Below are 22,004 nucleotides of genomic sequence, written 5' to 3' on the forward strand. Positions count from 1 at the left end.
GACGGCCGGACTGCTACGCGGGAGCGGCGTCGGGTGCGCACGTCACGCCGGCAGGCGCTCCCGCATCGCGCGGGCGCGGTCGATCAGCCGGCGGGCCTCGGTTCCCCGGTCCAGGCGGCCCAGGGCCAGGCCCAGCCTGGTCAACCTCGTGACCACGTCGTGGTGGTCGCCCTGGTGCCACGACTCGGTGATCTTCAGCGCCCGCTCCAGCAGCGGGATGGCCTCGTCGGGGTGGCCTTGGTCCTGCCAGGCGCCGGCGAGCCCGTCCAGGTGCTTGGCCACGTCGGGGTGGTCGGAGCCGTGGGCCGCCTCGGCGATCGCCAGCGCGCGTTCGTGCCGCGACTTCGCCTCGTCCGCCCGGCCGAGGTCGCTCAGGACCAGGCCCAGGTTGCCGAGGCGGACCGCGATGACCGGGTGGTCGCCGCCGAACACCGCTTCGCTGATCGCCAGCGAGCGCTCCAGCAGGGTCTCCGCCCTCACCAGCAGGGTGTCGTCGACCGGGCTGTGCAGCCGGCGCAGCACCATGGCCAGATCGCTCAACGTGCTCGCGACCTCGGGGTGGTCGAGGCCGTAGGCCGCCTCCTTGACGGCCAGCGCGCGTTCGAACAGCCGTCGCGCGTCGAGCGGGTGACCGCGGTCGACCAGCGCCGCGCCCAGGTTGTGCAGGGCCCGCGCCACGTCGGGGTGGTCGGGCCCGTACGCGGCTTCGGTGATGGCGAGGGCACGCCGGTGCAGGGCTTCGGCCTCCTGGCCGCGTTCGGGCGCCAGGTCGCGCAGGACCAGCCCCAGGTTGTCCAGCCTGAGGGCGACGATCGGCCGGTCCGGACCGTAGGCCGCCTCCGTGATCGCCAGGGCCCGCTGCATCAGCGGCAACGCCTCGCCGGGCCTGCGGAGGTCGTGCAGGGCGAGGCCGAGGTTGTTCAGCCGCACGGCCACGGCGGGGTGGTGCGGCCCGTAAGCGGCCTCGGTGAGGGCCAGCGCCCGGCGCAGGAACGGCTGCGCCTGCTCCGGCCGCCCCAGTTCGCTCAGCACGACGCCCAGGTTGCTGAGGTGGACGGCCGCACCGGGGTGGTCCGGCCCGAAAGCCGCCTCACCACCCTCCAACGCCCTGGTGAACAACACCCGCGCGTCGTTCAGCTGCCCCGTCTCGAACAGGTACGCCCCGGCGCGGCCGAGCAACCGGCCGCCCACCTTCGGGTCGACGTCGAAGCCGACGCAGGCCAGCACGTGGGGCAGCACCAAGCGCCAGCGCGGCCACGCCGACGGGGACCGGGGGTGCCGGTCGCGCAGGTCCGCCACGAGCAGGTTCGCGGCGACGGCCCGCGGGTGCTGATCGGCGGGACGCGATCGATCGCCGGCCACCCGGGCGCGTACGGCGAGCTGCACCATGCGGTGCACCAACAGGCCGTCGTCGACGCGGCGCAGCAGCGAGTAGTCGACGAGCACGCCGACGGTGTCCGCGAAGTCGCCCGACCGGTCCGCGACCGCCGATCCGAGCTCCGCCGGCAGCGCGGGGGCGTTGTGGGTGAACAGGTCCAGGGGGATCGCCTCGGACGAGAGGTAGGAGCAGATCTCCAGCAGCCGTGCGGACGCCGGGAACGACTCCTCGATCAGTCGCAGCGGCAGTTCCCACAGCGAGGCCAGCGTGTCGTGCTCCGGCGTGCGGTGCGCGTCGCGTCCCCGATCGGCGGTGGTGTCGGGACGGCGGCGTAATCGGTCGAGGTAGTCGGGCACCGGCGTCGACGTCTGCTGGAGGTAGGCGGCGGCCTGCTCCAGGGCGAGCGGCAGGTCCCCGAGCAGTTCCGCCAGCTCGTCGGCCTGCTCGGCGGACATCACCGGCACGCGACGCCTCAGCAGCGACACGGAGTCCGGTCGGCGGAACGTGTCGAGGTGCAGGACCGAGGCGATCGCCTCGAACCCCGCCCGACGGGTCGTCACCAGCACGTGCCCCGCGCCGGACGGGAGGTACCGGCGCACGGCGGCCACGGTCTCGGCGTTGTCGAAGACCAGCAGCCAGTCGCGTCGCCGGCGCAGTTCCGCGAGCACCACGCCGACGGACTCCTCGACGTTGGTGGGCAGCGCGAGCCCGAGCGCCCGGCCGAGCAGCGTCAACTGGCCCGGCACGAGGGCCGCGTCCTCGGCGGTGATCCACCACACCGCCCGGTACCGGCCGGCCCACCGGTGGCAGAACTCGATCACGACCTGGGTCTTGCCGACGCCGCCCATGCCGCGCATCGCGTGCACGGCGACGTTCCGGTCGCGCTTGAGCCGGTCCCGCAGCCACCGCCGCTCTTCCACGCGGCCGGTGAAGTTCGGGTTGCGCGGCGGAACGCTCCACACCGGCGGCAGACCCGGTTCGGCCTGCCGGCGCCGGAACGTGACCGCCAGCGTCACGCCGAGCACGACGACCAGCACCGGCCACACGACCCAGGAGACGGTCATCCACTTCGGCAGGTGCTCGCTCGCCGCGTTGATCACCAGTCCGGTCAGGAAGACCAGCGCCACCTCCGCGGTGACCAGCGCACCACCTCGACGTCCCATGCACGCTCCTGACCGCCGGGCAGCACCGCGCTCAACGGTATCCACCCACGCGGTCGCGTGGCGCCGGAACGGGCAGAGCCGTGATCGCGCCGGCGACGCGCCCGCTCCCGCCAGGCGTTGGCACGCCGGTGGGGCCGGGCGCACACCCGGCCCCACCAGCACACCTCCATCCCCGCGCTGATCCCGATCCCGTCGGCGCGCACCCGGCCCCCGCCAGGCGCGAAGCCTCCTAGACCGCGTCCCGCTTCCACTCCTGCGCCTGCCAGGCCGGGTCCAGCGGCGTGTGCGCGATGTGGTTGGTGTAGTTGGACAACGTCTTCATCCCGACGCCGAGGATCACGTCCAGCACCTGGCGCCGGGTGTGGCCCGCGGCCAGGAACTCCTCGATCTCCCGGTCGCCCACCCAGCCCCGGTCGGTGACCACCCGCTCGGTGAGCCCGCGGACGGCCTCCAGGGCGTTGTCCGACACCGGCTTGCCGGCGCGCAGGGCCTGCACGGTCTCCTCGTCCACACCGGACTTGAGCGCGATCGTCGAGTGCGCCGCCACGCAGTACTCGCAGCCGTTCAGGACGCTCGTGGTGATCCACACGACGTGCTTCGCGGGCCCGGACAGCGAGGACTTGCCGAACTGCTCGGCCAGCGCGTTGTAGCCGGCCAGGAGTTCCGGCGACTCCGCCATCACGCCGTTGAGCGTGCTCACGAAACCCAGGCGGCGCTTGCCCGCCTCCAAGGCGGGGCGGGCCTCCTCGGGCGCGGTGGTCTCGTCGTGAACGGTGAACTGCACCATGTCAGCGGTTCTCCTCGGGTCGGTTCGCCAGTGAGTCGAGCACGGCCGTGACGGTGTCGCCGAGCGCTTCCGGGGTCGCGCCCGCGCGGGAGCGGACGTTCACCCCGTAGGCCAGCAGCGCGAGCACGTCGGCCGACGTTTCGGGCACCACGCCGGGCCGCAGCGCGCCGGCGGCCCGCGCGCGTTCCAGCGCCGCGCACATCGCCGCCCGCAACCGGTCGTGGTGGTCGTGCAGGACCGCCTGGACGTCCGGGTCGTCCTGCTCCGCGCCGGCGTGCGCGTTGGTGACCATGCAGCCCCACCGGGCGTGCTCGCCGGAACAGCGGACCCCGATCAACCCGCGGAAGAAGTCCGCGATCGCCGGCAGCCCGCGCTCGTCCTCGGCGAGCCGCCGGAAGACCGGTCCCGAACGCCGGTCGGCGTAGCGGCGCAGCGCGGCGACGTAGAGCTCCCGCTTGCCGCCGAACGTCGCGTACAGGCTGGACCGGTTGACGCCGGTCGCCGACACGATGTCCTGCACGCCGGTCGTCGACACGCCCCGTCGCCAGAAGAGCTCCTCCACCGAGTCGAGCACCGACTCGGGGTCGAAGTGCTTCACGTCCGGCATGTCCGCCTCGCTATCTTGGAATGATCATTCCAAGATAGCTCCGGCCGGCGCGGGCCGCAACGGCTCGCTTCGGCATCACGACGGTGCCCGGCCCTTGTGGCGTCGGTAGTAGCGGGCAACGCGGGCGCGGTTGCCGCAGCGCGTCGGCGAGCACCAGCGCCGGCGGGGGTGCGCGGGCAGGAAGACCGCCACGCAGTCGTCGGCCTCGCACTTCCTGAGGGAGCCGATCGCCGGGTCGGTGAGCAGGTCGGCGGCGGCCTCGGCCAGGCGGGCGGCCAATCGGACGCCGAGTCGGCCGGTGCGCTTCGGCGTCGCGGTGACGGCGGCGCCGTCCCAGTCGAGTTCGCGCACGGCCGGCGCCGCGCGTTCCGCCTCGGTCAGGCCGCGCAGGGCGGCCTTCGGCGGCCGGTTCCCGTGCAGCAGCGCTTGGAGGGCGGCGTCGACGTGCTCCCGCACCGCGTGCACCGGGGCCAGGTCGGCCGCTGTCGGCGTCGCGTCTCCCGCTTCCGCCTGGAGCGCGGGTTCCAGGGCCAGCCACGCGGCCAGCCGCTGCGGGGTGTCGAGCAGGTCGGCGCGGCCGTCCTCGGTCGCCGGGCGGGTGTTGACGAGGTCGATGGCCAGGTGCTCGCCGGTGAGCGGGCCGGTGTCACTCATGTCGCTAATGCTACCAACCGCCCTTGACCCATTAGGTCAACCCCGGCTATACCTAACGCATCATCACGCCAAGGAGGCATGTGACATGCTCGCTCGGGTCGCTCATCGCCACGTCGACGTGAACGGGGTGGAGGTCTTCTACCGGGAGTCGCTGCCCGACCGCGCCGACGCGCCGGTCCTCTTGCTGCTGCACGGTTTCCCGTCCGCTTCCCACCAGTTCCGCCGGCTCATCGACGCCCTCGGCACGCGTTACCGGCTCATCGCGCCCGACTACCCCGGCTTCGGGCACACGCGGGCGCCCGACGGGTTCACCTACTCCTTCGACAGCCTCGCCGAAGTCGTCGAGGGCTTCGTCGACCGCCTGGGGCTGACCCGCTTCGCGCTGTACCTGTTCGACTTCGGCGCGCCGGTCGGCTTCCGGCTCGCGGTGCGCCGGCCGGACCGGATCGCCGGGCTGGTCGTGCAGAACGCCAACGCCTACGCCGAGGGTTTGTCGGGGCCGGCGCGCGACTTCATCGCCGTCACACCGGACTCGCCCGACGGCGAGCGGACGATCATGGACCTGCTCACGCTCGACGCGACCCGCGGCCAGTACGAGGGCGGCACGGCCGATCCCGCCCTGGTCGCGCCGGAGGGGTGGTTGCTCGACCAGCTGTTCCTGGACGTGCCCGGTCGCAAGCAGGCGCAGCTCGCGCTGGCCTACGACTACCACCGCAACGTCGCGGCCTACCCGGACTGGCAGGCGTGGCTGCGCGAGCACCGCCCGCCGACGTTGGTCGTGTGGGGCGTCAACGACCCGTTCTTCACCGAGGCGGGCGCGCGGGCGTACCTGCGCGACGTGCCGGACGCCGCGCTCCACCTGCTCGACACGGGCCACTTCGCCCTGGAGGACCGGCTGCCCGAGATCGCCCCGCTGATCACCGACTTCCTCGATCGCACGATGGCGTGAAACTCGCCGGATTCTCCGGGCGAGGGCGTCGAGACGGGGGCCTGCCCGTTCGTCGCAGGGGTATGACGAACACCATGACCGAGCCGACCTCGACCCACAACCTCGACCGCTACGGGTCCGCGGAGCTGCCGTGGAGCCGTCCGCGCGACGTCCTGGCCGCCGACACGCCGACGGCCGACCTGACGTTCTTCGTCGCCACCGTGCGGCCCGACGGACGCCCGCACACGGCGGGTGTCGGAGCCATCTGGGTGGACGACGCGCTGTACTTCGTCAGCGGACCGGGCACGCGCAAGTCGCGCAACCTGGCCGTGAACCCGGCGTGCAGCATCTCGGTGCGCCTGCGCGGCATCGACCTGGTGCTGGAGGGCGAGGCACATCGGGTCACGGACACCGAAGTGCTGGACCGGATCGCGGCCGTCTACCGCACAGGCGGCTGGCCGGCCACCGTGGCGGACGACGCGCTCACCGCTCCGTACAGCGCGCCGAGCGCCGGCCCCGCACCCTGGCACGTCTACCGCCTCACCCTGCACAGCGCCGTCGGCGTGGCCGGTGCGGAACCGCACGGCGCCACCCGCTGGACCTTCGCGCACTGAGCGTTCGCCGGCGTCGCCCGTTCGGGTGTAGCCACGCCGAACGCGCACGGCCGCGGTGAGGGGCACTCCAGACTGCGGGGCGTGAGCGGCAACGAGGTCTCCGGCACCGTGCACGGCCCGGTCGTCCAGGCCGGTGTCGTGCAGGGCGGCGTGCACCTGCACGGGAACGCCGGCCCGCGGCTGGAGCCGATCGCGCTGTACTACCCGTACATCCACATCCGCGACGACAGGTGGCTCAAGTACGCGGCGCTGTACTGGTGGAAGATGGCCAGGCTGAAGCCGATCGGGTACCCGGCCGGGGACTCGCCGGAGGCCGCGCCCCTGCTCGACGAGTGGCTGATCGACGTGGCGCCGGACCGGGCGGCGTCACCGGTGAGCGAGTCGTTCCTGCGACTGACGGTGGCCAACGCCGCGAGGCTGCGGCAGCGCTACGGGTTGACCGACGGCGATCGACGGTGGTTCTTCGCCCGGCCCGGCGCGCCGCGGAGGTTCCGCATGGACCCGCGGCTCGGCTACGTGCACGTCAGCAAGATGTCCTACCGCTTGGTGGACGCCATCGTCGACGCCGGCCTGGGGGACGTGGCGCACGACGTCGACGGCGAGTGGCTCGGTGTGCACGCCGAACTGGCGAGCGTCTACATGTGCGCGATGGCGGAGGAGGTCGCGGCCAAGGAGCACCTGCACCCCGTCACGGATCAGGTGCTCCCGTACGCGGCCTCGGCGGGGTGGTCCGTCGACCGGCTCGCCGAGGTGTTGCTGGGGGAGCGGCACACCGCGCCGCCCCGTGACCCCGTCGGCCGGTTCGTGATCGCGGCGTTCGAGGCGGTCGTGCCGGCGAACCTGGACGCGGTGCCGTTCGAGAAGATCATGGAGGTGCGGGAGCGGTACCGGCGTGAGCTCAACGCCTTCCGCCAGTACGTCACCGAGCAGGTCGAGGGGCTCACGCGGCTCGGGGACATCCGTGACGTCGACGTCTACCGCGCCCACCTCGAGCACGAGGTGGAGCGGACGGTGCGCGACCGGCTGGACGACCTGCGCGACCGGTTGCTGGAGCTGGGGTTGGAGCCCTCGACCGCGCTGGTGGCGGTGAAGGCGCCGATCGACGCAGTGGGTCCGACGTCTCGGTCGCACCCGACGGGGGCGCTCTCCGCACACGTGGTGGAGGCGCCGCGACAACGGCGGGACAGGGTGATCCGCGAGTCGCCCGTGGGCTACCTGTTCCACGTCGGCGAGGAGTTGTCCACGTCCGAGCTCGCCCACAGGGTGTACCGGGCGATGTCCTGACCCTGCCGGATCCGGGTCGTGAGGTTCGACGGCCCGACGCCGATCCCCCAGCGGGGCGGTTGACCGTCGCGCTGACGGGTTGCCCGCCGTCGCCGAACGGTGACGTAACCTGTGTCACTTTGACCACCGCGAGGTCGGACCGGCATCCTGGTGGCAGAGGGGAGTACCCACTCTGCCCGTGATCGTCATTACGGCCGCTCCGCAGCGGTCCGGTCACGGCGCCGCCGCGGTCGGCGGTCGGGGAGACCTCTGGTTCGGGATCTGAGCCGGAGGAGAACGCCATGCGCGCCACTGCCCGTCTAGCCGCCGCCGTCACCACGATCGCCGCCGTCACCGCGCTGACCGCCTGCGGCACGCTCCAGGAAGCCTCGCAGGCAGCCGGGGCCGTCGCCGACACCGCGTCCACGGTCCAGGTGTGCACGGAGGCGTTGGCGCAGGCCACCACCGCCTTCGACACCACCAGCCCGGAGCAGGCCGTCGAGCAGGCGCACTCCGCGGCGGACAACCTGAGCGCGTTGGCCGCGAACGCCGCCGACACGACGGTCAACGAGGCCATCACCGCCATGGCCACGACGCTGCGCGCGGTGACGCTGGACGACCTGATCCTCCAGCCGGCCGCGTGGCTGGAGGACAAGGCCACCAAGGTCGCCGACCTCACCGCCGCGTGCACGTGACCGCGCGGGAGCACGGGGGCGGGTCCGGGGGCCGGCAGTGGTGAGCTGCCGGTTCCGCGTCCTGGGTGACTCGCTGGCCGCCGGCGTCGGGTGCAGCCGGCCCGAGGAGACGTTGGGCGAGCGGTTGGCGGCGGTGCTCCGCTCGGCGGGGCACCGCGTCGACCTCGGCGTGCACGCGGTGTCCGGCGCGCGGTCCTCCGGGCTGGACGCGCAGGTGCGCGCGGCGGTGCGGACCGGGGTCGACGTCGCGCTGGTCGTGATCGGGGCGAACGACCTCACGTCGTTCACGCCCCCGGCGGTGGGCGCGGGGTTGCTGCACGACGCCGTGCTCGGCCTGCGCCGCGCGGGCGGGCAGGTGGTGGTGGCGACGGCGCCGGACCTCGGTGTCGTCTCGCACGTGCCGCCCGCCTACCGGGCTTTCGTGTCGCAGGCCAGCAGTCTGTACGCACGCGTGCAGGCCGACGCGGTGGTCCGCGCCGGCGGTGTGGTGGCGGCGGCCGGGCCCGACCTCTTCGACCGGTTCGCCACCGACCCGACCCTGTTCTCCGCGGACCGCTTCCACCCCTCGCCCGCCGGTTACGCGCTCATCGCCGACGCGCTCGCGCCGTCCGTGCTGGCGGCGGCGGGCAAGAAGTGAGGGAGATGTGAAGGATCCGATCCGATCGTTGACACTTCTTCGGGGGCGTGGATAGCGTCGTTTTCGCTGCCGAGGGGGCGGTGCGATGGGGCCGGTGACGTGATTCCGATTTGGTGCTCCTGCTGATTCCCTCAGTGTTCGGTGTGGTGCTGTCCGATATTTCGGGCAACCGATTTTCGAATGCTTTCCGGGGTCGGAAAAGGTGAAGTCGATCGGGTTGCCGGCGTCCGTCGTCCCGCCGGCGGGAGCGAAGTCGTGCCCGGACAGCGGGTGGCGGACCGAACGATCCCGGGGGAGACGGACGATGGCTGATCCGAAGGTGCTCGAAGCCCAACGCTGGGTGAACTCCACCTACGGCTCGGTGCCCGGCTACGAGCGCTGCGCGGAAACCGGCGTGACCGGCTGGGCGGTCATGTTCTCCCTGACCCGCGCGCTCCAGCACGAACTCGGCATCACGGCCCTTTCCGACGCGTTCGGCCCGACCACGTTGGCCAAACTCGCCGAGCGGGGCAACGTCGGCCCCGATTATCCCTATGCGAACATCGTGCGAATCGCGAAGTACGGTCTGTTCTGCAAGGGCTATTCGGCGGGCGACACGTCGAACGGCGTCTTCGACAACGACCTGTACGAGGCGGTGCGCGACCTCAAGAGCAACATCGGGTTCACCTCCGACGGCCACATCTCGCCGAAGATCTTCAAGGCGATCCTCAACATGGACGCCTACGTGCTGCTGTCCGGTGGTCGGGTCGCGGTGCGGGAGGTCCAGCGCTGGCTCAACGCCACCTACCTCACCAAGTCGACGTTCTTCGTCATCCCGTGCGACGGCCACTACACGCGGGACGTGCAGGTCGCCCTGATGCGGGCCATCCAGTACCAGATCGGCATCCCGGAGGACCAGGCCACCGGCCACTTCGGACCGGGCACCCAGAACGGCCTGCGCAACAACACCGCGCGGCCCGGTTCACCGGCGGCCTGGGTGCGGCTGTTCAGCGCCGCCTGCGTGTTCAACGGCGGTGTGGGCGGTGTGTTCGCCGCGTTCACCTCCGCCTGGGACGCGGCGCTGAGCGACTTCGTGACCAGGTTCCAGGACTTCTCCGTCCTCACCCGCACCGGTATCGGCGACTACGCCACGTGGGCGCAGCTGCTGGTGTCGACCGGCGACCCGGACCGGCCCGCCGCCGCGAGCGACACCCGGTTCCACATCAGCGTCGCCCGCGCGCGGGCGCTGAAGGCGGCGGGCTACGAGGTGGTCGGCCGCTACCTTGACGAAGACCCGTGGAGCACGCTGGACAAGGAGATCCAGCCCGGCGAGCTCGACGCCATCTTCGCCGGCGGCCTGCGCGTGTTCCCCATCTCGCAGTACGCCGCCGACACGGTCGACGACTTCACCTGGTCCAACGGCTACGACCACGCGCTGCGCGCGCACGACCGGGCCGTCGGCTACGGCTTCAACCGGGGCACGGTGATCTACTTCGCGGTCGACTACGACGCCACGGGCGAGCAGATCGCGAGCCACGTCATCCCCTACTTCCAGGGCATCCAGGCCGGTCTGGGCACGCGCGGCAAGCGGTACGTCGCCGGTGTCTACGGTTCGCGCAACGTGTGCGCGCAGGTCAGCGACCAGGCGTTCGCGCGGTACTCGTTCGTCTCCGGCATGTCGTGGGGCTTCTCCGGCAACCTGGGCTTCCCGCTGCCCGCGAACTGGTCGTTCAACCAGATCAAGGAGTTCGACTTCGACGCGGGCGGCGACGTCTTCGCGCTCGACCGCGACGTCCGCCGGGGCAACGACCCGGGCGTCGGCCGGGAGAACGTCGGCGGCAGCGATTCACCCGTGGACGCCTACCTGCGGTACATCGACGGCCTCTACGCGACCGCGGTGGCCTACGGCGGCGACGCGAACCGGCGCGTCATGGAGTACCTGCGCCACCCCACGTACAACGGCGCCTGGTCCGGCTGGCAGACCTTGATCGGCGACGTCGACCAGGCGTGGATCGACCACGCGCGGACGCACGCCCCGGCCCGGGTCGAGTCCTATGTAGACCCATCGCTCGGCATCACGGTCGATGTCGACCACTTCGGCGCCACCGCCAACGCGGTGTACCTCAAGGGGAACGGCGGGCGCGGCGACTTCGGCGGCTGGGCGGGCGACCTGGCCACGTTCTACGGCGAGTGGCGCTCGCACGGCGAGGAGTACGCCTCGGGGTACGCGTTCTGCGCCGACCGCCTCGCCAAGATCAACGTGCTGTCGTCGTTCCCGCTCAACGACCTCGTCGAGGACGTCGACGGCTACCTGATCGGCAGCGCGCTGCGCAACGGCGCCCGGATCGACCAGGCGATCCGGGCCCACCTGACCGACGGTCACCGGACCAGGTTCCGGCAGTTCTACGCCAACCGCCACGGGGGCACGGTGGCGGGCGTCCGCGACGCCGCCTGGAACGCGCTGGGCGGCAGCACGGCCGACGCGCAGCTCGCCGCGCTCACCGAAGCGGCGATCCGCCGGACCGGCGGCGTCTGCCTGCTGCCCGCGCAGCTGCCCGCGGCCAAGCTGGAGCCGTTCCTGCAAGGCTATGCGGAGGCGATCGAGAGGTTGTCGCGCAGCTGACGGCACGCCCCGCGCGGCGTGCGGGGAGGGATCCGTGGGAGTACCGGGAACGGCGCGGCGCTGGGCGGTCGCCGCGTCGTGCGCGCCGCTCGCGGCGTTCCTGGTGTACGCCTGGGGTGCGATCCACCTGTACACGCCGGACGTCCGGGAGACGTGCGACCTGGAGCACGGCGGGTGGGACCCGGCCCACGGGCAGGTGACCTACTTCCCGCTGTCCCGCAGGTGCAACGCCTACCAGGACCTGGTGCCCGCCTACGTCAACCCGACGGTGGTCGTGCTGCTCGTCGCGGCTGCGCTGTTCGCGTGCCTGGCCGTCGCCGCCCGCCGAAACCCCCGATCCCGCAGATTCCCCGAGGAGCAGTGAGCCACCATGAACGAACCCGACGTGAACCGGCTCGGGCGTCGCCGGTTCCTCGCCGTCACCGGCAGCCTCGCGGTCGCCGCTTCGGTCGGCCTGGCCGTGCCGCCCGCGGCCTCCGCCGCCCCGCCCGCCAACCCCTTTGCCCGCCCGGACGACCTCGCCACGTACCCGGTCGAGGGCTCCAACGCGTCCGTGACGCTGCTGTCCGGGCCGTCCGCCGTCGTGCTGCTGCACGTCGCCCGGCGGTTCCACTACGAGGTGGGCACGCTGGGGGCCGACGACATCACCGGCTACGCCGAACCGCCGGCCGGCACGCCGTTCGCCGCGGACTACCGCTCCGGGACCGCCATCGCCATCCGGCCCGCGAGCTACCCGGCAGGTGCGACCGGCGGCTTGTTCCCGCACGAGGTGGCGATCGTCCGGGACGTCCTCGCCGAGTGCGAGGGCGTGGTCCGCTGGGGCGGTGATTCGCGGAAGACCCCGAAGGAGGGCCACTTCCGGGTCGACGTGAAGCCCGACGACCCGGCGCTGGCCCGGGTCGCGGGGAAGATCGGCGGCTGGACGGCCGCACCCGACCGCGGCGCGCCCGCCGACCCCTTCACGCCGGGACGTCGTCAGGCGGCGGAGCGGTTGGCGGAACGGCAGATCGCCACGGGCTGACGGACCACCCACCCCGCGGACTCACCTCGACGCGACTGGTCGGCCGAGGCTGGGGCGTGACCAACCGTTCAGGCGGACGGGGGTTCCGGGATGGCCCCGGAACCCCCGTCGCGTCGGCTCAGAGCCGCGGGTGGGCGTTGGCGATCAGTTGGCGGAACTGGGCGGAGAACCAGTGGCCCGACAGCGGGGCGTTGGCGAGCGCGCCGGACATGTTGTTGCCGTTGCGGGCGTTGCCGGTGTACGTGGGGTCGCACATCCGGTCGAAGCCCTTGCCCTCGTTGTTCGGGATCTCCCGGCTCGCGCCGTCGGACTCGCCCGGCGGCTTGGCCCACACGTAGGCGTCGATGCCGGCGGCCGGGCTCGCCTTCGGCCGCTCGCCGATGCCCGCGCCGGACTGGTTGCACCAGTTGCCGAGGTGGATGCGCCGGTCGTACCGACCGCCGTTGACGTACGCGTCCACGCTCGTCGTCGGACCCTTCGCGGTCGGGCGCTGGGAACCGCCCCAGCCGTTGCGCGAGGTGTCGATCAGCATGCCGATGTTCGACGGGAATCCGGCGCTGATCAATTGCGTGCGGAACGCCTGGGCGAACGACAGTTCATCCACGTAGCGGTTCCAGTCCACCCACTTCGACTGGCGCACGGAAGTGCCGTTCACGGTGTCGTTGATCGTGAAGTGGTCTTCTTTCAGCACGCCGTAGTTGGCCGTGTTCGCGATGAAACCGGTCACGTTGTTCACCGTGCTGCCCGACGCGCGGGCGGCTTGGGCGAACAGCGTCGCGGAGGTGCCGAAGTTGTCGTCCCACCCGATCCAGCCGTGGTGGGCGGCGTCGATGTAGTTGTAGACGTTGCCGATCGCGCCGAGCTTCGCCAGCGCGTACCCGACGCCGTTGACGTAGTTGCCGTTCTGCAGCATCCGGTCGCACATGGCGGTGGCGGTCGGGCGGCTGCCGACGTTCGTCACCAGGTTGGGCAGCGAGTCGATCTCGATGATCGTCACGATGCGCAGGTTCGCGTACTTCGACTCGCCCATGATCGCGGCGATCGGGTCGATGTACTCGGACTTGTAGCGCGGCAGGTCGTCCGGACCCAGCTCGCCGTTGGACGCGAGCGCGGCGCAGTCGCGGCCGGGCAGGTTGTAGATGACGAACTGCACCACCATCGTGCGCCCGGCCGCCTGGCTCAGGGCGTTGTCCAGGTGGGCGCGCAGGCCGCGGGCGCCGGTGGTGCCGTTGATCGCGGCGATCCGGTCCATCCAGACGAACGTCGGCTGGTTGGCGATGGCCGACCCGCCGTCGGCCCGCGCCTTCGCGGACCAGTCCGGGTTCACGTACACCGACGCGCCGGCGTACGGGTTGTCCACGCGCGCCGCGGCGGTCACGTCGGCGGACGCCGGGCCCGTCCCGAGCGCCATGGCCGCGGCGAACGCGAACGCCGCCGCCGCCGCGAACCCGCGACGTGCCCGCCGCCTGCCGGTCAGGCCTGGTGATGACTTCAGTGGCATCTTCGGCTCCCTGGTCGGATGATCGCAAACAGGTGGCGGCGGGATTTATGGGAACGCTTCCAGAAATCGGACGCTAGCAGGGAAGTGACGTGCGGTGAAGAGCTTTAACGTTCAATGGATTTGTTTTCGGTTATTCCAGATCGCTCGGAAGTGTGAGCGGTGTGTGCGCCTTCTCCGCTATTCGACCGCATTCGACTTCGAATGGTTTCGAATGACGGGATCGTCGTGTTCCGGCGCAGTCGGTCGCGACCCGGCCCGGTCGCGCGCAGGACGCGCGAGCGACTGTGAGGTTGCCTCGACTTCCGGTCAACATTTCGCCGCGCCACCGGCGTTCAAGGGGTGTGGACAGAGCGCAGGGCGGGTTGGTGGCGTTGTGCGTCGGTGCGGTGGCGGCGATGGTCGTCACCGGTCTGGCCCAGGGCGAGGACGTCTCGCCGCGGGCCGGAGCCGAGGTGTTGTCGGTGGCGGTCACGGTCGGCGTGCCGGGCACGACCGTGACCTCGCCCGAGGTGACGGCGTGGGTCGAGCCGACCCCCGAGCCCACGCCGATCCCGGAGCCAGAGCCCATGCCGGAGCCGGAGCCGGAGCCGGTGAGCTTGGCCGAGCTCACGCCGTCGGTGCGTCGCGGTGTCCTGGTGCACGACCTGCGCACGGGCGCGGAGCTGTTCGCCGAACGCCCCGACCAGCCGTTCCCGACGGCGTCCGTGGTGAAGCTGCTGATCGCGCTCGACGCGCTGGACCGCGGCGCGGCGCCGGCCCGTGACGTGGCCCGGATGATCGCCACCAGCGACGACGACATCGCCAACCGCCTGTGGCGCACGTCGATCCCGCGCCGCTGGGCGGAGGAGATCGGGCTGCCGGGCCTGTCGCCGCCGGCCGACCCGAACCAGTGGGGCGACACCCGGATGACCGCGCGCGACGTCGTCGCCGTCTACCGGTACGTGCTGCGATCGCGGCACGCCGGGGTGATCGTGCCCGCGCTGGAGGGCGCGACGCCGACCGGTGCGGACGGTTTCGACCAGACCTTCGGCATCCCCGACGCGGTCGGCGCGCACCAGTGGGGCGTGAAGCAGGGCTGGGCGTGCTGCTACGACGGCCTGCGGGTGCTCAACACCACCGGTGTGGTCGACCGCCGTTACGTCGTCGCCGTGCTGACCGGGCACGACAGCGCCACCGGGTACCCGAGGGCCGCCGCGCTGGTCACCGACCTGGTCGCCGCCCTCACCCCGCTGTTCGCCACGTCCTGACCGCGCACGCGGGTCCCGCTACCGAGTCGGACCCGGCGCAGGCGTCGCGACCGTGGACAGGGCCACCGCGGTGACCCAGGGCAGGGCCAGCAGGAGGCTGCCGAGCACGTCGGTGGGGTAGTGGACGCCCGTGTAGAGGCGTTGCGCGGCGACCACCACCGGTATCGCCAGGGCCACCGCCACCACCGCCCACCGCCACCACTTCCGCGTGCCGCGCAGGACCAGGACGGCCACCGTCGTGCCGAGGACCAACGACGCGGCGACGTGACCGGACGGGAAGCTCGACGTGGGCGGCAGGTCGTCGGGGAGCTTGGCCGCCGGCCGGGCGCGGTCGACGATCGCGGTGGTGATCAGGAACAGCGTGACCTCGCCCAGCATCCCCAGCGAGACCAGCAGCACGGGCCGCCAGGAGCGCGTCCTGGCCAACGCGAGCACGCAGACGACCACCGCGGCCCCGATCACCGGCCACGTGCCGCTGAAGGTCTCGACGTCGTCCATCACCGCGTTCCAGCCGGGGACGCGGCGCTCGGCGATCCACTCGACGACGGCCCGGTCCCACGCGGTCGGCACGTCCGGCCCGGCGGCGGTCAGCCACGAGCCGAGGGCGGACAACGCGCCGAGCAGCAGGCCCCACGCGACCAGCAGCCGGGCCGCCACGAGCCGGACGTCGGGCGGCACCCGGACCCGGCGTCCGGAGACGGGCCGGAGGTCGTCCGCCGCTTCCGGCGCCAAACCACGGGCCAGCGGCACGTCCGGCAACCCTTCGTCACGCCGCCACCGGCGGAACACCTCGGTGGTCAGGGCCAGCCACACCAGGCCGAGCAGCCACCCGCCGAGCACGTCGGTGGCGAAGTGCACGCCGAGCGCGACCCTCGTGAAGCCGACCACCAGCACGACCGCGACCACCAGCGGGGCCAGCACGCGACGGGCCCGCCCGACGGACGCGAACACCAGCAGCAGCACGCCGTACGTCACGGTGGCGCCCAGCGTGTGACCGCTGGGGAAGCTCCAGCCCGGAGCGGTGGCCAGTTCGACGTCCACCAGCGGGCGCAGCCGCTCGACCAGGTCCTTCACCACCACCCCCAGCAACCCGCCACCGAGCGCCGTGACGACCACGTGCGCCGCCACCCACGGCCGTCGGCGCAGGAGCAGCCAAGCCGCCGCCAGCGCGGTGACCCCGGTGAGCGTCGCCGTGTCACCGAGCCGCGTGAGCCCGGCCATCGCCGCGACGAGACCTCCCGACCCGCCGACCCACCGCGTGAGCCCGTCCGAGATCGCCTGGTCGACCTCGCGCACGGGCGCCCACTCCGCCCACACGGACACCATGACCACCGCGAACGCGACACCGGCCGCGGCAGCCGCCACCCACGACGCCGCGCTCCGCACCGCGAACCGCTCGACGACCACCACCTGCCGCGCCTCACGTGTCGTCATCACCGAAGTGGTGTGCCCAAATGGATCAACGGGCAATCCTCGGAGCAAGGTGCCGGCCGCACGGGATCGTTCACGCAGAGAGGTGACGCCCGTTGCGGTCCACCCGTGCGTTCGATAGGGCTGAGGGGTTGCCCACCGCCGAAGGAGCGCCGAGTGAACCCGGACCTGCTGCGCAACTACCTCGCCGAGCACCGCTTCGGACGCCGTGACGTGCTCAAGCTGGCCGGTGCGGCCGGTGCCGCCGGCCTGGTGGGCGCTCCCGCCGCAGCCACTCCCGCCGAGACCGGCCGGCTCGACGACACGCCGTTCGACTACGCCGACCCGGCGAACCTGGCCGACTGGGCGCCGAGCCGGTACGGGCCCGACGACCAGCGCGGCACGTTCAACGAGGTCACCCCGGCCAAGACCGCCGCCGCGCTCGGCCTGCTGCGCGCGCACCGCGAGGTCACCACCTACAACCTCGGCGAGCTGCTGTGGAACGGCTTCCCGGCCTTCAGCACCGACCCGCGCCGCACGTACGAGCAGCGGCTCACGATCCGGGGTTACCCGCCGCCACCGGGTTTCGCCGAGCAGGGCGGTGTCCTCGTCCAGCTGGAACCGTTGGGCGGCAACAGGTTGAGCCTGCACGAGGAGCGGTTCGAGGCGGAGTTCTCGCCCCGGCACCCCAAACCGCTCGCCGCGACGTACCAGATCGGCAGCCAGCTCGACAACCTCAACCACATCGGCGCGTCCGACCTGTTCTACAACGGCCTGCGCGGGTCCGACATCGCCCGCGGCCACGGCACCGTGCGGCTCGGCGCCGAGCACATGGGCCCGGTGGTCACCCGGGGCGTGCTGCTGGACGTGCTCGGGGTGAAGCTCGCCCGCGACCGCGTCGAGGACCTGGCCGAACCCGCGAGCAACGGCCGGCCGCTGCTGCGCGAGAACTACCGGATCACCTTGGAGGACATCCGCGACGCCATGGAGTTCGGCGGCGTGCGCCACCTGGAGCCCGGTGACGTCGTGCTCTTCCGCACCGGCTGGAACCAGCTGCTGGCCCGCCGCGACCCGGCCGACATCGCGCGCTGGGAGGGCGCACGCGGGCTGCCCGGCATCTACCTGCGCGAGGCGCGTTGGCTGGCCCGCTCCCGGCCCGCGATCGTCGGCAGCGACACGTGGGCCCTGGAAGTGCTGGGCAACCCGGTCAACGACGACGGCACGGCGTTCCCCGTGCACCAGGAACTGCTGATGCGCCACGGCATCCGCATCGGCGAGTCCTACGTCCTGGACCGGCTCGCCGCCGACCGCGTGCACGAGTTCGTCTTCATCGTGACACCGCAGTACGCCGAGGGCGCCACGGCGGGCAACACACCACCCGCCGCGCTGGGGCACCCCCGGCGTCGGCTGTGATCGTCACCGGCCCGACGATCCGTGACGGCGTGCTGACTCAACGTGATTCGATAGGTACCGATTGACATTCGATAGGTAGCGCGCGAAACTCGATGCATGGTTACGACGCATCGAGCGGTAGTCGCGCTCCGGGTGTTCCTCGTGTTGATGTTCGGCGTCCTGGTGCTGTTCCAGGTCATGTCGCTGCCGGGCCAGTTCCGGAGCATGGCCGAGGAGTCGCCGGACCTGGCGTACCTGAGGTGGCCGCTGACCGCCGTGTCGGTGTTCTGGGTGCTGTGCGCCCAGGTGGTCATCGCGTCCATCTGGAAGTTGCTCACCCTGGTCCGGAAGGACCGCATCTTCAGCGAGGCGTCGTTGAAGTGGGTGGACGCGATCGTCTGGGCGATCGCCGCCGCGTGGGTCGTGTTCCAGTGCTTCTTCCTCTACGTCGGCTTCAACGCGGACGACCCCGGTGTGGTGATCCTGTTGTTCCTGGTGTCGATCGGCATCACCGTTATCGGGCTGCTGGTGGTGGTGATGCGCGCGTTGCTGCGGCAGGCCACCACGCTGCGGTCCGACATGGAACAGGTGATCTGATGGCGATCATCGTGCGCATCGACGTCGAGCTGGCCAAGCGCAAGATGAGCGTCGGGGAGTTCGCCGAGCGGATCGGGCTCACGCCGTCGAACGTGGCGGTGCTGAAGAACGGCCGGGCGAAGGCGGTGCGGTTCAGCACGCTGGAGGCCATGTGCCGGGTGCTGGAGTGCCAGCCGGGCGACCTGCTCGAGTGGGTCGACGACGACGAGGACGGCGTCATCGTCGCGCGGGCCGGGGACGAGGGCGACCGGTGATCGAGGTGCACGGCCGGCTCGGCTGAGCCGCGTCCGCGCGGGTGGAAAACCGGTCGGGAACCGCCGCCCGCCGCTGTTACGATCCGCCGCCCACCACCGTCGGAAGGTGAGTTCTCCATGCACGGCGACAAGACCAAGGCAAGCCTCCTGCGCGACCTGCACGCGGACGGCGTGCTGGTGCTCCCGAACGCCTGGGACGCGGGCAGCGCCGCCCTGATCGCGCGCGCGGGGGCAAAGGCGGTCGCCACCTCCAGCGGCGGGGTGTCGTGGGCGGCCGGCCGGCCCGACGGGCAAGGACTGTCCCGGGACGAGATGGTCGAGCGGGTGCGCCTGATCGCCGCCGCCGTGGACGTGCCCGTCACCGCGGACGTCGAGGGCGGCTACGGCCACGCGCCCGAGGACGTCGCGGCGACCGTGGAGGCGATCGTCGGCGCGGGCGCGGTCGGGGTGAACATCGAGGACTCCCGGGGTCGCGGCGTGCCGCTGTTCACCGCCGAGGAGCAGGCCGCCCGGTTGCGCGCGGCGCGGGAGGCGGCGGCCCGGGCCGGGTTGCCCGAGCTGGTGGTCAACGTCCGCACCGACGTGTACCTGTTCCAGGTCGGCGAGCCCGAGGGCAGGCTGGACGACGTGCTGGCCCGTGCGGCGGTGTACGCCGAGGCCGGCGCCGACTGCCTGTTCGTGCCCGGACTGGTCGACCTCGACGTGGTGGCGGCGGTGGTCGCGGCGTCGCCGTTGCCGGTCAACGTGATGGCGGGCCCCGGCGCGCCGACCGTGGCCGAGTTCGAGTCGGTCGGCGTGCGGCGCGTCAGCCTCGGCACGGCGGTCGCGCAGGCCGCGTACTCCCTCGCGCACCGCGCCACCGAGGAGGCGCTGACCAAGGGCACCTACACCGAACTCGACGGCGCGCTCGACTTCGGCGCGGTCGACGGTGTGTTCACGCGCTGACCGCGAGCGGCCTCCGGTTCGGCTGTCGGACAATGAGCCCCATGCCAACGCCAGTCACCGTGCACGCGGTGGTCGACAGCCCGGTCGGTGAGCTCACGCTGGTGGCGCGCGACGGCGTGCTCGCGGGCCTCTACCTGCCCGAACACCGCCACCGCCCGGCGCTGGAGACCTTCGGCGCACGTGACGCGTCGCCGTTCGGCGAGGTGGTCGCCCAGCTGGAGGAGTACTTCGCGGGCCGGCGGACGCGGTTCGACCTGCCGCTGTCGATGGCGGGCACCCCGTTCCAGCGGACCGTGTGGGATGCGCTGAAGGACATCCCGCACGGTGAGACGACGTCGTACGGCGAGCTGGCGGCCCGGATCGGCCGGCCGACCGCGTTCCGCGCGGTCGGGCTGGCCAACGGCAAGAACCCCGTCAGCATCATCGTGCCGTGCCACCGGGTGGTCGGCTCGACCGGCGGCCTGACCGGCTACGGCGGCGGCATCGAGCGCAAGCGCCTGCTGCTGGGCTTCGAACGCGGCGACGTCGTCTGGTGAAAGCGGGGAAACCCGCGGCGCCACTCGACTAGCATCCTCGAGTGCAGATCTCCGTCCACGTCCCGTACGACGAGCAGCGCCTGCGTCGCTCGCTCAAGTTCGTGGTGCGCCCGCAGACCAAGAAGTTGCGCGTCCTGGGCATGATCATGGTGCCGGCCGGTGGACTGATGTGGCTCACCGGCGGCGACTGGCCGTTCCCGGTGCTGTTGATCGTCCTGGGCCTGGCGTACGCCTTCTGGTTGGAGCCGTTCATGGTGCGGCAGAGCCTGCGCGCCCTGAACCCCTCCGCCCGGCAGGACTACGAGCTGACCCTGGACGAAGGCGGCTTCGCCATGAAGGCGGAGTCCTACGAGCAGCGGCTGGCGTGGTCGACGATCCAGCGCGTCGACGAACAGCCCGACGCGTGGTTCCTCGTGATCACCAAGCTCCAGGCCCTGCCGGTCTACAAGGACCTGATGACCGAGGAGCAGCGCGTGCTGTTCGCCGACATCCTCGCCCGACGCGTGGTCGCCTGAAGTCGAGCCGGGCCCCGTCGGGGTGGCCCGCCGCCGGCTGCGGCGGCCCACCCCGACCGGTGTCAGGACGTGGCGTTCTCCGACGTCAGGTAATCGGTGTCCGTGCGTGCGCCCGTCAGCAGGGCGTACGCGTGCGCCACCGACACCATCGTCATGTGGTGGTGCCAGCCCTGGTAGCTGCGGCCCTCGAAGTCGTGCAGGCCGTACGGGTCGCGCGCCGCGTTGGCGTCCGCCCGGTCCTTCCGGGCGATCAGGTCGAACAGCTCCGGCACCGGCCGCTCCACCAGGTTGGTGATCCAGTACCTCGTCGGCGCCGTGCTGCCGATCGGGCGCTCGGCGACCAGCCTCACCGGCGACCCCTGACGCCTCTCGGTGTCGGCCAGCCGCGCCGACGTCGCGCGGACCTGGACGCGGCCCGCGCCGTGCCCGGCCAACTGCGGCCAGACCCGGTGGGACGACGGGTGGTCCCGCCAGCCCCGCAGGAACTCCGACGGGCTCAGCGCCCGCCGGCCGACCCGCTGGTCCGCCTGCCTGGTCCCCGGCACCGCGCGCAGGTGCGGTTCGGCCAGCAGGCGCTCGTCGCCCTTGACGCCGATCACGTACCCCAGTCCGCGATCGGTCAGGTCGTCCAGCAATCGTGCCGCCGCGGGCATGTCCGCGGCGTCGAACACCACCGGCGCGGCGGGCACGCGCAAGGCGATCATCTCGTCGATCATCCCCAGCATGTGCCCGCGCGCGCAGATGCCGGCCTCGTGCTCCGGGATCCTCGTGCGACGACGCCGCTCCGCGTCCTCGGTCCACCGCCTCGACAGCAGCAACCGCCAGTTGACCGGCACGGCGGTCTCCTCGACGTCCAGTTGCAGGCTCAACCCCAGTTGGCAGTTGACCAGGCGACCCGCGTCACGCACGAACCGGCGCTCGACCCCCACCGAGTGGTCGCCGCGTTTGTGGATGACCGCGTACCCGATCAACCAAGCCCGCACCGGCAACCGCTCCACGAGGTACAGCGCCAGCGCCTCGCGCACCGGCTGCCAGTCCCACGGGCTCTGGTTGACGAACTGCTGCAGCGACTGGACGGCCGATCCGCCGCCCGCCAGCTCGGCGATCTTGCTGATGGACTTGCGCCCGACCGCGTTGACGAGGCCGGACAGGTAGATCTCAGCCCAACGGCGCTGGTCAGCACGCGGCATGGACTGGAACATCCGGTGCGCGAACGCACGCGCACCGCCAGCTAAATGCGTCTGCAACTCCACCAGAA

At 72.0% G+C, this 22,004-nt stretch carries 22 protein-coding genes; 15 read left to right on the top strand and 7 right to left on the bottom strand.

What is annotated here, in order from left to right; all coding sequences use genetic code 11:
• Positions 1 to 42: 42 nt before the first annotated feature.
• The 4 genes from fxsT to LNK82_RS37900 all read right to left on the bottom strand — a co-directional run bounded on the left by fxsT (position 43) and on the right by LNK82_RS37900 (position 4,589).
• Positions 43 to 2,541: an FxSxx-COOH system tetratricopeptide repeat protein gene (gene fxsT / locus LNK82_RS37885; RefSeq protein ID WP_230571670.1), complete on the bottom strand. Its 2,499-nt coding sequence runs from the start codon at positions 2,539 to 2,541 to the stop codon at positions 43 to 45.
• Positions 2,542 to 2,770: 229 nt separating this feature from the next.
• Complete coding sequence (locus LNK82_RS37890) at positions 2,771 to 3,328, bottom strand: carboxymuconolactone decarboxylase family protein (RefSeq protein WP_230571671.1); 558 nt, start codon at positions 3,326 to 3,328, stop codon at positions 2,771 to 2,773.
• A gap of 1 nt (position 3,329) precedes the next feature.
• The gene (locus LNK82_RS37895; protein ID WP_230571672.1) at positions 3,330 to 3,935 is read right to left on the bottom strand and encodes a TetR/AcrR family transcriptional regulator; all 606 of its coding nucleotides are present in this window, start codon (positions 3,933 to 3,935) and stop codon (positions 3,330 to 3,332) included.
• A 75-nt stretch (positions 3,936 to 4,010) separates the two neighbouring features.
• A complete protein-coding gene (locus LNK82_RS37900; protein ID WP_230571673.1) occupies positions 4,011 to 4,589 on the bottom strand; it encodes a CGNR zinc finger domain-containing protein in 579 nt (192 codons plus the stop codon).
• 85 nt (positions 4,590 to 4,674) lie between these two features.
• On the opposite strand from LNK82_RS37900, the gene LNK82_RS37905 reads away from it, so the two are divergent.
• From LNK82_RS37905 to LNK82_RS37940, 8 genes are all read left to right on the top strand, one after another.
• The gene (locus LNK82_RS37905) at positions 4,675 to 5,538 is read left to right on the top strand and encodes an alpha/beta fold hydrolase (protein ID WP_230571674.1); all 864 of its coding nucleotides are present in this window, start codon (positions 4,675 to 4,677) and stop codon (positions 5,536 to 5,538) included.
• Between the two features lie 74 nt (positions 5,539 to 5,612).
• Positions 5,613 to 6,131 (top strand): pyridoxamine 5'-phosphate oxidase family protein, encoded by a 519-nt coding sequence (locus LNK82_RS37910; RefSeq protein ID WP_230571675.1) that lies wholly within the window; start codon positions 5,613 to 5,615, stop codon positions 6,129 to 6,131.
• 81 nt (positions 6,132 to 6,212) lie between these two features.
• Positions 6,213 to 7,415, top strand: a complete 1,203-nt coding sequence (locus LNK82_RS37915) for a DUF6236 family protein (protein ID WP_230571676.1) — start codon at positions 6,213 to 6,215, stop codon at positions 7,413 to 7,415.
• A gap of 281 nt (positions 7,416 to 7,696) precedes the next feature.
• A complete protein-coding gene (locus LNK82_RS37920) occupies positions 7,697 to 8,089 on the top strand; it encodes a bacteriophage spanin2 family protein (protein WP_230571677.1) in 393 nt (130 codons plus the stop codon).
• Positions 8,090 to 8,129: 40 nt separating this feature from the next.
• Positions 8,130 to 8,726 (top strand): SGNH/GDSL hydrolase family protein, encoded by a 597-nt coding sequence (locus LNK82_RS37925; protein ID WP_230571678.1) that lies wholly within the window; start codon positions 8,130 to 8,132, stop codon positions 8,724 to 8,726.
• Positions 8,727 to 9,030: 304 nt separating this feature from the next.
• Positions 9,031 to 11,328 carry a glycoside hydrolase domain-containing protein gene (locus tag LNK82_RS37930; RefSeq protein ID WP_230571679.1) on the top strand — a complete coding sequence of 766 codons (2,298 nt, stop codon included), beginning with the start codon at positions 9,031 to 9,033 and terminating at the stop codon, positions 11,326 to 11,328.
• 34 nt (positions 11,329 to 11,362) lie between these two features.
• Entirely contained in the window at positions 11,363 to 11,692 is a 330-nt protein-coding gene (locus LNK82_RS37935) for a hypothetical protein (protein WP_230571680.1), read from the top strand.
• 6 nt (positions 11,693 to 11,698) lie between these two features.
• On the top strand, positions 11,699 to 12,349 hold the full coding sequence (locus tag LNK82_RS37940) for a hypothetical protein (RefSeq protein ID WP_230571681.1): 651 nt from the start codon (positions 11,699 to 11,701) through the stop codon (positions 12,347 to 12,349).
• A 118-nt stretch (positions 12,350 to 12,467) separates the two neighbouring features.
• Here the strand turns inward: LNK82_RS37940 and LNK82_RS37945 are convergent, their stop codons facing one another.
• Positions 12,468 to 13,850, bottom strand: coding sequence for a glycoside hydrolase family 6 protein (locus LNK82_RS37945; protein ID WP_308257431.1), 1,383 nt, complete (start codon positions 13,848 to 13,850; stop codon positions 12,468 to 12,470).
• 341 nt (positions 13,851 to 14,191) lie between these two features.
• Here LNK82_RS37945 and LNK82_RS37950 point away from each other — a divergent pair, with 341 nt between their 5' ends.
• The gene (locus LNK82_RS37950; RefSeq protein ID WP_230571682.1) at positions 14,192 to 15,097 is read left to right on the top strand and encodes a serine hydrolase; all 906 of its coding nucleotides are present in this window, start codon (positions 14,192 to 14,194) and stop codon (positions 15,095 to 15,097) included.
• Between the two features lie 18 nt (positions 15,098 to 15,115).
• Here LNK82_RS37950 and LNK82_RS37955 read toward each other — a convergent pair whose 3' ends face one another.
• Entirely contained in the window at positions 15,116 to 16,531 is a 1,416-nt protein-coding gene (locus LNK82_RS37955; protein WP_230571683.1) for a phosphatase PAP2 family protein, read from the bottom strand.
• Positions 16,532 to 16,684: 153 nt separating this feature from the next.
• Here LNK82_RS37955 and LNK82_RS37960 point away from each other — a divergent pair, with 153 nt between their 5' ends.
• The 6 genes from LNK82_RS37960 (at position 16,685) to LNK82_RS48010 (ending at position 20,746) form a co-directional block, all read left to right on the top strand.
• Entirely contained in the window at positions 16,685 to 17,920 is a 1,236-nt protein-coding gene (locus tag LNK82_RS37960) for a cyclase family protein (RefSeq protein WP_230571684.1), read from the top strand.
• Between the two features lie 96 nt (positions 17,921 to 18,016).
• Positions 18,017 to 18,496: a DUF2975 domain-containing protein gene (locus tag LNK82_RS37965; protein ID WP_230571685.1), complete on the top strand. Its 480-nt coding sequence runs from the start codon at positions 18,017 to 18,019 to the stop codon at positions 18,494 to 18,496.
• A complete protein-coding gene (locus tag LNK82_RS37970) occupies positions 18,496 to 18,750 on the top strand; it encodes a helix-turn-helix domain-containing protein (protein ID WP_230571686.1) in 255 nt (84 codons plus the stop codon). Before LNK82_RS37965 ends, LNK82_RS37970 begins: the two co-directional genes overlap by 1 nt.
• Positions 18,751 to 18,867: 117 nt before the next feature.
• Positions 18,868 to 19,695, top strand: a complete 828-nt coding sequence (locus LNK82_RS37975) for an isocitrate lyase/PEP mutase family protein (RefSeq protein ID WP_230571687.1) — start codon at positions 18,868 to 18,870, stop codon at positions 19,693 to 19,695.
• 32 nt (positions 19,696 to 19,727) lie between these two features.
• Entirely contained in the window at positions 19,728 to 20,231 is a 504-nt protein-coding gene (locus LNK82_RS37980) for a methylated-DNA--[protein]-cysteine S-methyltransferase (protein WP_372470752.1), read from the top strand.
• 41 nt (positions 20,232 to 20,272) lie between these two features.
• Positions 20,273 to 20,746, top strand: coding sequence for a YcxB family protein (locus LNK82_RS48010; RefSeq protein WP_230571689.1), 474 nt, complete (start codon positions 20,273 to 20,275; stop codon positions 20,744 to 20,746).
• Positions 20,747 to 20,808: 62 nt separating this feature from the next.
• Here LNK82_RS48010 and LNK82_RS37990 read toward each other — a convergent pair whose 3' ends face one another.
• A complete protein-coding gene (locus LNK82_RS37990; RefSeq protein ID WP_230571690.1) occupies positions 20,809 to 21,999 on the bottom strand; it encodes an IS701 family transposase in 1,191 nt (396 codons plus the stop codon).
• Positions 22,000 to 22,004 lie beyond the last annotated feature (5 nt).

Source organism: Saccharothrix luteola, assembly GCF_020859565.1.
Taxonomy (GTDB): Bacteria; Actinomycetota; Actinomycetes; order Mycobacteriales; family Pseudonocardiaceae; genus Actinosynnema; species Actinosynnema luteola.

Excerpts from the sequence above, each read along its gene's own strand:
- fxsT (WP_230571670.1), bottom strand. The coding sequence starts at position 2,541 with ATGGGACGTCGAGGTGGTGCGCTGGTCACCGCGGAGGTGGCGCTGGTC.
- LNK82_RS37890 (WP_230571671.1), bottom strand. The coding sequence starts at position 3,328 with ATGGTGCAGTTCACCGTTCACGACGAGACCACCGCGCCCGAGGAGGCC.
- LNK82_RS37895 (WP_230571672.1), bottom strand. The coding sequence starts at position 3,935 with ATGCCGGACGTGAAGCACTTCGACCCCGAGTCGGTGCTCGACTCGGTG.
- LNK82_RS37900 (WP_230571673.1), bottom strand. The coding sequence starts at position 4,589 with ATGAGTGACACCGGCCCGCTCACCGGCGAGCACCTGGCCATCGACCTC.
- LNK82_RS37905 (WP_230571674.1), top strand. The coding sequence starts at position 4,675 with ATGCTCGCTCGGGTCGCTCATCGCCACGTCGACGTGAACGGGGTGGAG.
- LNK82_RS37910 (WP_230571675.1), top strand. The coding sequence starts at position 5,613 with ATGACCGAGCCGACCTCGACCCACAACCTCGACCGCTACGGGTCCGCG.
- LNK82_RS37920 (WP_230571677.1), top strand. The coding sequence starts at position 7,697 with ATGCGCGCCACTGCCCGTCTAGCCGCCGCCGTCACCACGATCGCCGCC.
- LNK82_RS37930 (WP_230571679.1), top strand. The coding sequence starts at position 9,031 with ATGGCTGATCCGAAGGTGCTCGAAGCCCAACGCTGGGTGAACTCCACC.
- LNK82_RS37940 (WP_230571681.1), top strand. The coding sequence starts at position 11,699 with ATGAACGAACCCGACGTGAACCGGCTCGGGCGTCGCCGGTTCCTCGCC.
- LNK82_RS37945 (WP_308257431.1), bottom strand. The coding sequence starts at position 13,850 with ATGCCACTGAAGTCATCACCAGGCCTGACCGGCAGGCGGCGGGCACGT.
- LNK82_RS37955 (WP_230571683.1), bottom strand. The coding sequence starts at position 16,531 with ATGACGACACGTGAGGCGCGGCAGGTGGTGGTCGTCGAGCGGTTCGCG.
- LNK82_RS37965 (WP_230571685.1), top strand. The coding sequence starts at position 18,017 with ATGGTTACGACGCATCGAGCGGTAGTCGCGCTCCGGGTGTTCCTCGTG.
- LNK82_RS37970 (WP_230571686.1), top strand. The coding sequence starts at position 18,496 with ATGGCGATCATCGTGCGCATCGACGTCGAGCTGGCCAAGCGCAAGATG.
- LNK82_RS37975 (WP_230571687.1), top strand. The coding sequence starts at position 18,868 with ATGCACGGCGACAAGACCAAGGCAAGCCTCCTGCGCGACCTGCACGCG.
- LNK82_RS37980 (WP_372470752.1), top strand. The coding sequence starts at position 19,728 with ATGAGCCCCATGCCAACGCCAGTCACCGTGCACGCGGTGGTCGACAGC.